A 10,682-nucleotide genomic window follows, 5' to 3' on the forward strand; every position below is an offset into this window, starting at 1 on the left:
GTTGCCGCACAGGTTGCAGGTGCCGGGTGAGGAAACCATGCCGCGACAGGCGACGGCGACGGGCGAGGACGAGCGCGGGAGAGCGGCGCGATTTTGACCGGACGCCCCCGCTCAACTAATCTTGATCAACGTGCCCGGTTGCTCGGGTACTTTTGTGCGTGCCCTGGCATGATCGTCGGCCCTCATTCGTTGCGGAGGAGCCCGGCTTCCTGCGGAGTTCGCACGGCAGCGCAACCGCGCGACGGAACAGGAACGGTGAACTGTTCCCGCGACGGAACCACTGCACGCCAGGGATGCAATATTCCACACAGACAACGAAAGAGATGCCAACAGGTGCCAACAATTCAGCAGCTGGTCCGTAAAGGCCGGAAGGACAAAATTAAGACGAGTGACGCGCCCGCGCTCAAAAACTCACCGCAGCGCCGTGGCGTGTGCACCCGTGTGTACACCACAACCCCGAAGAAGCCGAACTCTGCACTGCGCAAGGTTGCTCGTGTGCGACTGAGCTCGGGCATTGAGGTCACTGCCTACATTCCGGGCGTCGGCCATAACCTGCAGGAGCACTCCATGGTGCTCGTCCGCGGAGGTCGTGTGAAGGACCTCCCGGGTGTTCGCTACAAGATCGTTCGCGGCGCGCTTGACACCCAGGGTGTCAAGGACCGCAAGCAGGCCCGTAGCCGCTACGGCGCGAAGAAGGAGAAGTAATGCCTCGTAAGGGACCCGCTCCGAAGCGTCCGATCATCGCTGACCCCGTCTACGGCTCCCCGCTGGTTTCCCAGCTCGTGAGCAAGATCCTGCTCGACGGCAAGAAGTCCACCGCGCAGGCCATCGTCTACGAAGCGCTCGAAGGCACTCGCGAGAAGACGGGCAACGACCCCGTCGCGACGCTGAAGCGTGCACTGGACAACGTCAAGCCTTCCGTAGAGGTCAAATCTCGCCGCGTCGGGGGCGCCACCTACCAGGTGCCCGTCGAAGTGAAGCCTGCTCGACAGACCACCCTCGCTCTGCGCTGGCTGGTTGCGTTCTCCAGGGAGCGTCGCGAGAAGACCATGACAGAACGTCTGATGAACGAAATCCTCGACGCGTCCAACGGCCTCGGCGCCTCTGTGAAGCGTCGTGAAGACACGCACAAGATGGCGGAAGCCAACCGCGCCTTCGCGCACTACCGCTGGTGACGTTTAGCCCCCGCGCCCTGGCGCGGGGGCGTTTCCAGTTCCAACCACACGAAGCCACACCCAACCCGAAGGACTCCAACAGTGACCGAACTGTCCAAGGTGCGCAACATCGGCATCATGGCTCATATCGATGCCGGAAAGACCACCACCACCGAGCGCATTCTCTTCTACACCGGCAAGAACTACAAGATCGGTGAGACGCACGACGGTGCGGCCACCATGGACTGGATGGAGCAGGAGCAGGAGCGCGGCATCACCATCACCTCTGCCGCCACCACCTGTTTCTGGAAAGACCACCTGATCAACATCATCGACACGCCTGGCCACGTCGACTTCACCGTCGAGGTGGAGCGCTCGCTGCGCGTGCTCGACGGCGCGGTCGCCGTGTTCGACGGTGTTGCGGGCGTGGAGCCCCAGTCGATGACCGTGTGGCGTCAGGCTACGAAGTACAACGTTCCCCGCATCTGCTACATCAACAAGCTCGATCGCACCGGCGCGTCGTTCGATCACGCGGTGAAGACCATCCGTGAGCGCCTCAACACCGACCCGGTGCTGCTGCAGATCCCGATCGGAGCAGAAGCTGACTTCCTCGGCGTCGTTGACGTGGTGCGCATGCGCGCGCTCACCTGGCGCGGCGAAACCGTGATGGGTGAAGACTACGAGGTCGAGGAAATCCCCGCCGAGCTGCAGGAGCTGGCTGAGCAGCGCCACCAGGAGCTCCTTGAGCGTTGCGCCGACGTCGACGACGAGCTCGCTGAGAAGTTCCTGATGGACGAGGAAGTTTCTCCCGAGGAGATCGAGGCGGCCCTACGCAAGGGCATCATCGGCAACGAGTTCACGGCTGTGGTCTGCGGCACTTCCTTCAAGAACAAGGGTGTGCAACCGCTGCTCGACGCGGTCGTGAAGTACCTTCCTTCCCCGCTCGACGTGCCCGCCATCGAAGGCTTCAAGCCGGGCGATGAGAGCACCAAGCTGGAGCGCCACCCCAGCGACGACGAGCCGCTGTCCGTGCTCGCGTTCAAGGTTGCCGCCGACCCGCACCTGGGCAAGCTCACCTACGTGCGTATCTACTCGGGCGTCTTGAAGTCTGGTGAGAATGTGCTCAATACCGCGACCGGTAAAAAGGAACGCATCGGCAAGATCTACCAGATGCACGCTAACAAGCGTGAAGAGATCGAAGAGATCGGCGCCGGCATGATCTGCGCCGTCATGGGTCTGAAGAACACCACCACCGGCGACACGCTGTGCGACCCGGTCAATCCGATTCAGCTCGAATCCATGACTTTCCCCGCCCCGGTGATCGAACAGGCCATCGAGCCGAAGACGAAGTCCGACCAGGAGAAGCTCTCGAACGCTATTCAGCGCCTTGCTGAAGAAGACCCGACGTTCCGCGTCCACACCGACGAGGAGACCGGCCAGACCATCATCGCAGGCATGGGTGAGCTGCACCTCGACGTGCTCATCGACCGCATGAAGCGTGAGTTCAAGGTGGAAGCCAACATTGGTAAGCCGCAGGTTGCCTACCGTGAGACCCTCCGCAAGAAGGTTGAGAAGGTCGAGTACACGCACAAGAAGCAGACGGGTGGTTCCGGTCAGTTTGGCCGCGTCATTATCGACCTCGAACCTCTGGAGCCGGGTGCTGGCTACGAGTTTGTGAATGCTGTTACGGGTGGCCGTATCCCCAAGGAATACATCCCCTCTGTCGACGCGGGCATCCAGGAAGCCATGCAGTTCGGTGTGCTGGCGGGTTACCCCGTCGAGGACATCAAGGTGACGTTGACCGACGGCGCCTACCACGACGTCGACTCCTCGGAGCTCGCGTTCAAGCTCGCAGGTTCGCAGGCGTTCAAGGAGGCCGCTCGTAAGGCGAGCCCCGCCATCCTCGAGCCGCTGATGGCTGTGGAGGTCACCACTCCGGAAGAGTTCCTGGGCACCGTGATCGGCGATTTGAACTCCCGTCGCGGCCAGGTGCAGTCGATGGACGAGCAGCACGGCAACCGCGTCGTGCGCGCGCTGGTTCCGCTGTCGGAGATGTTCGGCTACGTCGGCGATCTCCGCTCCAAGACCTCAGGCCAGGCGTCGTACTCGATGGAGTTCGACTCCTACGCCGAGTGCCCCACGTCGGTGTCCGACGAGATCATCGCTAAGGCGCGCGGCACCGAAGTGTGACCCTCGCAACTCTCTCGTAAGGATGGCGTCTCGAGTAATCGAGGCGCCACCTTTTTCTATCAGGTGGTCCCTAGTAATCTTGGATCATGTCAGAGTTGATGCCGCCGGTTCCCCAGCTTCTCATTACCACGACGAAGCAGGCCGTGCGCAATATAGAACGCACGACGGAACACGGCCGCGCAACGGAGTACTCCACAATCAGTGACGTATCCTCGCGGCCCGCAGATCCCTCCACCGTCTTCGACGACGACGTACATCCAGCGCACGATTCGAAGTAAGGCTCTTCGTGGGGAGCGCGTCGTGCTGAGTTCAGGGGTGGTCACGTCGAACACGCAATTCAAGGTCCTGTGATGAGGAGGGAGCTGCTAGTCCTCCCGCTGGTCGTGACTCTCACGGCGTGCGGGGACGTGCATCCGCTGCCGGACCGAGCGGACGTTGTCGACGTGGTGCGCATCGAGGCCTTCGGATTTGCGGCCGGTGACAGGGAAGCAATCCACATTGACGTGCGGTCCGGTGACGCCATGGCGTATGTCGCCGACGATCTGTTAATGCTGCGCGGAACCAAGGGAGATCCGCCGTCGCGCATGTGGTACGAGTCCTACGTCGTCGAGCTGCGGGACGGCCAGCGCTTCGAGCTGCTCCGCGGCACCCTGGGGCCAGGATTTGAGTCGTGGCTGTACACCGACGCCACGGGGTGGCTGCGGCTGCGCAACGGCGAGGTTTTCATGGAACCAGGGCGATTTCTGGATCCCGCGACGCAACCGCATACTCGCGTGCCGACCGCGAGCGTACCGCTGGGCGACAAGGCCGTCGCATGAGCACGGCGAACGAGGCGAACCCGCGACGGTGGCTCGGTGGAGCCGTGGCGGTGGCACTCGTGCTACTGCTGCTGTGGGGCGGCTCGTGGATGGTGAAGCTGTTCAAGATGCAATACGACCTCACACTGGAGCTGTGCCCCTCGGGCGCGCGGACAGCGACGTTCACGGTGTACCAGCGATCCGCCATGACGGATTATGCACAGCAGTTCACGCTCCACGACGTCGATTGCGCCACCCAGCAGCTCCATGCGGATGAGGGTTTGCCGTGGAACACCGATCTCGACACACTGCCGGTCACTGTGGTGGTCGCGGAGGTAGGTGGTCGCAGGCAAGTGACCGAGCTCTATCGGTTGCCGGCGGGCGCCGGAGTGGCTGGCAGGCAGCGAAACGTCGTCGTGAGCCGTGGTGGGGGAGCGTGGCCGCAGTTCGGCAGCCCGGACGCAACGCCGATCGACCCCGACACCATTCCACGGATCGAATAGGCCCCAGACAGCCGCTGCTGTATCGCTAGGCTCGACGTCCGTGACCATGCGGATCAAGACCTGGGATGAGCTCACCAAGGATGAGTTCTTCGAGATCGCGCGGCTGCGCTGTGAGGTGTTCTTTGTCGAGCAGCGGGTGGACGTGCAGGACTTCGACGAGGTCGACCGGGCGCCCGGTACCGAGCACGTCTTCATCATGGACGACGACGGCGCTGTCGCCTACCTGCGGGCCTACCCGTTGGCTGTGGAGGAGGAGAGCGCGACGTTCTCCTTCGGCCGGGTCGCGGTGCGGCCAGATCGCCGTGGGGAGGGCCTTGCGAAACGGGTTGTCGAGTGCGTGATTGCCAGGCACGGCCACAAGCCGATGGCGATCCACTCCCAGGAGTACGTCTGCGGGCTCTATCGAGGATTCGGATTCATCGAGGTGGGGGAAGCCTACGAAGAGGCTTCGTTGCCGCACCAGATGATGTTTCGGCCCGCGGACCTTTTCGACAGTGCCCGCGTGCAGTAAAGTGAGAGGTCGGCAGTCCTCGGCTGGTTTGACTATCGGCCGAGGCTGCACAAGAATAATCAAGTCCCCTGCGGCAATTTCAGGGGACCCACAATCCAAGCGCTGCGCAGGGTGCGTAGTGTCACTGAGAAGGAGCCCAAGTGGCAAAGGCCAAGTTTGAGCGGACGAAGCCGCACGTAAACATCGGCACCATTGGACACGTCGACCACGGCAAGACCACTCTGACCGCGGCGATCTCCAAGGTGCTCCATGACAAGTACCCGGATCTGAACGAGGCTTCCCCGTTCGACAAGATCGACAAGGCCCCGGAGGAGCGCCAGCGCGGTATCACCATCTCGGTCTCGCACATCGAGTACCAGACGGAGAAGCGCCACTACGCGCACGTTGACTGCCCCGGCCACGCCGACTACGTCAAGAACATGATCACCGGCGCTGCTCAGATGGACGGCGCCATCCTCGTTGTGGCTGCGACCGACGGCCCGATGGCTCAGACCCACGAGCACATCCTCCTTGCCCGCCAGGTTGGCGTGCCGGCCATCGTTGTCGCCCTCAACAAGTGCGACATGATTTCCGCCGACGATGAAGACCTCATCGACCTCGTTGAGATGGAGCTCCGCGAGATCCTCTCCGCGCAGGAGTTCGACGGTGATAACCTGCCGATCGTTCGTGTTGCTGCGTTCCCCGCGCTGAACGGCGATGAGAAGTGGGCCGAGAGCATCCTCGAGCTCATGAACGCTGTTGACGAGTACATCCCCACCCCGGAGCGTGACACCGACAAGCCGTTCCTGATGCCGGTTGAGGACGTCTTCACCATTACCGGTCGCGGCACCGTCGTCACCGGCCGTATCGAGCGCGGCGTCGTGCAGACCGGCGACACCGTTGACCTGGTTGGCGTCCGCGACGAGAAGCAGACCACCACCATCACCGGTGTTGAGATGTTCCGCAAGATCCTCGACGAGGGTCGCGCTGGCGAGAACGTCGGCCTGCTGCTCCGCGGCACCAAGAAGGAAGACGTCGAGCGCGGCATGGTGGTTATCAAGCCCGGTTCCACCACCCCGCACACCGACTTCGAGGCTTCCGTCTACGTGCTGAACAAGGAAGAGGGCGGCCGTCACAAGCCGTTCTTCTCGAACTACTCCCCGCAGTTCTACTTCCGCACCACCGACGTGACTGGCGTTGTGCAGCTGCCTGAGGGCACCGACATGGTGATGCCCGGTGACAACACCGAGATGACCGTGCACCTCACCAAGCCCATCGCGATGGAAGAGAACCTCAAGTTCGCTATCCGTGAGGGTGGCCGCACCGTTGGTGCTGGCACCGTCACCAAGATCATCAAGTGATCTAATCTGACGCGATACGAGGCGGCCCCCACCAGCTTCAGCTGGTGGGGGCCGCCTCGTATCTATTGCGCATCCACGTGTGCGCCTGGGGGAATCTCACGTGCGTTGTCGGTTCAGTGGCCACCGCATCGTCGTCACTCGTCCGCGCCTAGGATTCCTCCCAATCGCCCGACTTCGGCAATTCGTCGTCGTGCTCCTGCGTTTCCCGTTCCTTGCGTCGCGCTTCGCGCTCCTCTAGGTCTTCCTTGGAAGGGCCGGCGTACTTGCGGTTGCGCTCTTCGGCTTCGGGCGTCCCAGAGAATACGCGCGCCGTGACGCTGAGTGAGTCGCCGCGCCCGTCGGTAACCTCGACGCTGGGCATCTCGGCGGTGTGGGGGCCGTCGTCGGGCGGTGTCGGTGTTTCAGGGGTGGCTGTTTTCGACGGTCTCAGCACTGAGGAGATCAATGCGTCGAGCTGTGGGCGTTGTCGGTCGCCGGGCTTCTTCTTGCCGTTGGGGGTGGCGGAGCGATCGCGAAGCGCCTTGAACCAAGTCCGTCGCCGCGCGTCGAAACTGTCGCTCGGCACATCATCATCGTCGTCGAAGAGATCCGCGACGGGGATCTTCTCCGTCGTATCATCAGCGCGCTCGTCGTCCCAGGCGGCCTTCGTCTCCGCCACGAACTGTTTGCGCTCCTCAATCGACGGCGCAGGCGTCACGTCCGGTTCCAGCCTGGTTCGGGGAAGCGCGTAGACGGCGCGCTGTTGCAGCCAGGTGATGAGCTCCTCGCGCACGTAGCAACGCAGATCCCAGAGATCACCAGAAGTCGCGGCGGACACCGTTGCGCGGAGCTTCACGTATCCGCCGGTGGCTTCAGTCACCTGCATACTGACCGTTCGCCCGTCCCACAAGTCAGAGCGCCGCACGATGCGCTGAAGCTCCACACGCGCTGCCTCGACGGGCACCAGCCAGTCCAGATCGAACTCGACGGTGCCCAGCAGCTTGGGGCTGCTGCGCGTCCAGTTCTCGAAGGTCTTCGAGATGAACACGGTAGACGGCACGATCCACCGTCGCCCATCCCAGCTCGCAACCACCACGTAGGTGAGGGTGATTTCTTCGATGGTGCCCAGATGCTCGTCGACAATCACGATATCGCCCACGCGTAGCGCATCGGTGAACGCGAGCTGCACACCCGCAAACACGTTGGCCAGTGACGACTGGGCGGCGAGACCAGCAACGATGGACAGCAGACCAGCGGAGGCTAGCATGGACGCCCCGATGGCGCGGAACTGTTCGAATGTGAGGAGCACGCCCGAGATAGCTAGCACCCAGACCACCGCAACGCCGACGCGGGAGATCACCTGTGTTTGTGTGCGCAGCCTACGTGAGTACACGGTTTCTTGCGCGTCAGCGTGTGCGAGCAGCAGCGAATCCGCAATGGCGCTGATGAGGCCGGAGAGCAGGTACGCGCCCGAGAGAATCAGCAGGATCGTCCACACATGGAAGAACACGGGCGCCCACTCCACACTCTGCGCTCGTGTGGGCCCCCCGATCGCGATCAGCACCCCCACGCCGACACCGCAGATGATGATAATAATCCGCATCGGCGACCGTAGGCGCCGGCTGAACGGTTTCAGGTGCTGGCGTCGTCGGATAAAGATGCGCGCGAAAGCGCCGACGAGCAACGACAGCACAGCGCCAGCCAGGAACCCGAAGGCTCCGTGTGCGACGACGGAGAGTACGTCGAGGGCTACCTCGGCGGTGGTGTCGTCAGTGGGCATACCGCGTCCTCCTCATCACTTGCTGGCGCGCTTTTGCAGCGCCGCCCACTCGTCGCGGAGCCCGACAGTGCGATGGAACAGCCGGGGCTGGTCCGGATCGACAGCAAAATAGCCGATGCGCTCAAACTGCAGTACTTGGCCGGGCTCAGCGTCGGCGAGTGCCGGTTCGCCCTTGCACTGCTCGAGCAACTCACGAGAAGTGTGGTTGAGATCGTCGAGGGGATCACCTGTGGCAGCACCAGGGGCCTCCGCGGTGAATAGGCGCTCGTAGAGCGCTGCCCGGATGTCGACGGCGTGCCGCCTCGATACCCAGTGCATCGTCGATTTCACCTTGCGACCGTCGGGTGCTGTGCCGCCGCGCGACTCGGGGTCGTGCGTACACAGCACCTCGACGACGTTGCCGTCCTCGTCTTTCACCACGTCGGTGGCGGTGATGAGGAAGGCTCCGCGTAACCGCACTTCCTTGCCGGGGGAGAGACGGAAATACTTCGACGGGGGCACCTCCCGGAAATCATCCTGCTCGATCCAGAGTTCGCCTGTGAATGGAACCTTGCGGATGCCGTCGTCGGGATTCTCCGGGTTGTTCATGACCTCGAACCACTCGACGACTGGCTCGCCGTCCTCGTCGGTTGGCCAGTCGGTGATGGTGAGCTTGAGCGGGCGAAGCACGGCCATACGGCGCTGCGCTGTGCGGTTCAGCTCCTGGCGCACGTAGCTCTCCAGCTCCTCGATGGCCTTGCGGGATTGCACCCGCGTGATGCCCACTGCCGTGCAGAACTCGCGCAGCGCCGCGGCAGGGTAACCGCGTCGACGTAGCCCACGGATGGTGGGCATGCGCGGGTCATCCCAGCCGTCGACCACGCCTTCCTGCACCAATGTGAGGAGCCGACGTTTGCTCGTCACCGTGTGCGTGAGCTCGAGGCGGGCAAACTCGATTTGGCGGGGGGCCTGATCAAGTTCGAGCGCCTGCAGGAACCAGTCGTAGAGCGGACGGTGCGATTCGAACTCGAGCGAACACATCGAGTGCGTCACGCCCTCAATCGCATCCGACTGCCCGTGCGCCCAGTCATAGGTGGGGTAGATGGGCCAATCCCAGCCGGTTTGGTGATGTTCGATCTTGCGGATGCGGTACATCAGAGGGTCGCGCATCTGCATGTTCTCGTGCGCCATGTCGATCTTGGCGCGCAGCGTCTTTTCCCCGTCGTCAAACTCGCCAGCACGCATGCGGCGGAACAAGTCGAGGTTTTCCTCCGGGCTGCGGTCGCGGTACGGCGACGGAGTCCCGGGCTTCGTGAACGAACCGCGCGCGGCGGAGATTTCCTCGGCGCTTTGGTCGTCGACGTACGCCAGCCCCTTCTCGATGAGCTGTTCCGCCCACTCGTAGAGCTGCTGGAAATAGCTCGACGCGAACCTCACCTCGGCTGGTTCATAGCCCAGCCAATGAATGTCGTCGATGATGGACTGCACGAACTCGGGGTTCTCTGCTTCGGGGTTGGTGTCGTCCAGACGCAGCATGCAGAGGCCGTCGAAATCTTCGGCGACGCTGAAGTCAGCAACGATTGCCTTCGCGTGGCCGATGTGGAGGTAGCCGTTGGGTTCGGGTGGGAAACGGGTTTGTACGCGGTGGCCGTAGCGTCCGGATTCGGTGTCGGCCTTGACGGCGTCGTAGAGGTAGTTCGAGGGCTGGGCAGTCATGCCCTAGAGCATATCGACTACCACCAGGGCTACGCCGCAGCGAGGGCGTTCCACAGCCACACCAGCAGCCAAATGCCCAACACGATGGCGATGACAACTATGCCGACGAGAATGCTTGCCGCAGCGATCCAATACTTGACGCTCGCCTTGCGCACCTGTTCCCGGTCGTCGATTGTGCGGTTCAGGAGCCGAAGATTGCGACGGTTGGAGCGATAGGCGACGTCGCCCAACGCTCCGACGATGGGGATGAGCCCGATCAGCCAATCGATGAGGTAATTCGCGCCCATTCGCGCTAAGACGGGAATCGGCGCGCGCAGCCGGATAGCATCGATGATGACCGACGTCGCCAGCACGGCGCCCACGCTGCTGCCCACGCCGGGAATGAGGCTCAGCACCGGGTCGAGCCCGAACCGAATGTTGGTGCCCGGAATCGTGGCCGCGTCGTCGAGGATGTGGGTGAGAAAGCGCGTCGCCTTCGCCGGTGTCGATGGGGGCTCGTGCCGAAGTTCGTCGCGTGTTGCACGTGTGGCGTCGTTCATGGGGCTAAGCATGCCGGAAGTGCGTCGACGCGGCCACCACGGCTACGCTGTGCGCATGCGTAGCCAGGTACCCCATTATCTGCAGGAAGTGTTGCGTGCGTGCGAGGCGAACGACGAGGGGGCCCTGGCGGATTACATCCCCGAGCTGAGCAACGTCAATCCGAACCGCCTCGCGGTCGCGGTGTGTATGGGTG

11 protein-coding genes are annotated in these 10,682 nt (G+C 63.0%); 8 read left to right on the plus strand and 3 right to left on the minus strand.

What is annotated here, in order from left to right; translation table 11 throughout:
* Positions 1-333: 333 nt before the first annotated feature.
* The 8 genes from rpsL (at position 334) to tuf (ending at position 6,495) form a co-directional block, all read left to right on the plus strand.
* On the plus strand, positions 334-705 hold the full coding sequence (rpsL, locus tag Q0X61_RS11385; protein ID WP_297742744.1) for a 30S ribosomal protein S12: 372 nt from the start codon (positions 334-336) through the stop codon (positions 703-705).
* Entirely contained in the window at positions 705-1,175 is a 471-nt protein-coding gene (gene rpsG, locus Q0X61_RS11390) for a 30S ribosomal protein S7 (protein WP_297742746.1), read from the plus strand. Before rpsL ends, rpsG begins: the two co-directional genes overlap by 1 nt.
* Before the next feature lie 81 nt (positions 1,176-1,256).
* The gene (gene fusA / locus Q0X61_RS11395) at positions 1,257-3,344 is read left to right on the plus strand and encodes an elongation factor G (RefSeq protein WP_297742748.1); all 2,088 of its coding nucleotides are present in this window, start codon (positions 1,257-1,259) and stop codon (positions 3,342-3,344) included.
* A gap of 86 nt (positions 3,345-3,430) precedes the next feature.
* Positions 3,431-3,622, plus strand: coding sequence for a hypothetical protein (locus tag Q0X61_RS11400; protein ID WP_297742749.1), 192 nt, complete (start codon positions 3,431-3,433; stop codon positions 3,620-3,622).
* A 72-nt stretch (positions 3,623-3,694) separates the two neighbouring features.
* Positions 3,695-4,162 carry a hypothetical protein gene (locus tag Q0X61_RS11405; RefSeq protein ID WP_297742751.1) on the plus strand — a complete coding sequence of 156 codons (468 nt, stop codon included), beginning with the start codon at positions 3,695-3,697 and terminating at the stop codon, positions 4,160-4,162.
* Positions 4,159-4,644 carry a hypothetical protein gene (locus Q0X61_RS11410; protein WP_297742752.1) on the plus strand — a complete coding sequence of 162 codons (486 nt, stop codon included), beginning with the start codon at positions 4,159-4,161 and terminating at the stop codon, positions 4,642-4,644. Before Q0X61_RS11405 ends, Q0X61_RS11410 begins: the two co-directional genes overlap by 4 nt.
* 46 nt (positions 4,645-4,690) lie before the next feature.
* A complete protein-coding gene (locus Q0X61_RS11415; protein WP_297742760.1) occupies positions 4,691-5,155 on the plus strand; it encodes a GNAT family N-acetyltransferase in 465 nt (154 codons plus the stop codon).
* 140 nt (positions 5,156-5,295) lie between these two features.
* Positions 5,296-6,495 carry an elongation factor Tu gene (tuf, locus tag Q0X61_RS11420; protein WP_297742754.1) on the plus strand — a complete coding sequence of 400 codons (1,200 nt, stop codon included), beginning with the start codon at positions 5,296-5,298 and terminating at the stop codon, positions 6,493-6,495.
* A gap of 148 nt (positions 6,496-6,643) precedes the next feature.
* Here the strand turns inward: tuf and Q0X61_RS11425 are convergent, their stop codons facing one another.
* From Q0X61_RS11425 to Q0X61_RS11435, 3 genes are read right to left on the minus strand one after another with little or no spacing between them, the layout of a single operon-like run.
* The gene (locus Q0X61_RS11425; RefSeq protein WP_297742756.1) at positions 6,644-8,254 is read right to left on the minus strand and encodes a mechanosensitive ion channel family protein; all 1,611 of its coding nucleotides are present in this window, start codon (positions 8,252-8,254) and stop codon (positions 6,644-6,646) included.
* Between the two features lie 15 nt (positions 8,255-8,269).
* On the minus strand, positions 8,270-9,949 hold the full coding sequence (locus Q0X61_RS11430) for a glutamine--tRNA ligase/YqeY domain fusion protein (RefSeq protein WP_297742757.1): 1,680 nt from the start codon (positions 9,947-9,949) through the stop codon (positions 8,270-8,272).
* Positions 9,950-9,978: 29 nt separating this feature from the next.
* The gene (locus Q0X61_RS11435; protein ID WP_297742758.1) at positions 9,979-10,488 is read right to left on the minus strand and encodes a DUF4112 domain-containing protein; all 510 of its coding nucleotides are present in this window, start codon (positions 10,486-10,488) and stop codon (positions 9,979-9,981) included.
* Positions 10,489-10,682: the final 194 nt, after the last annotated feature.

The organism is uncultured Tessaracoccus sp. (assembly GCF_947255005.1).
GTDB lineage: Bacteria > Actinomycetota > Actinomycetes > Propionibacteriales > Propionibacteriaceae > Arachnia.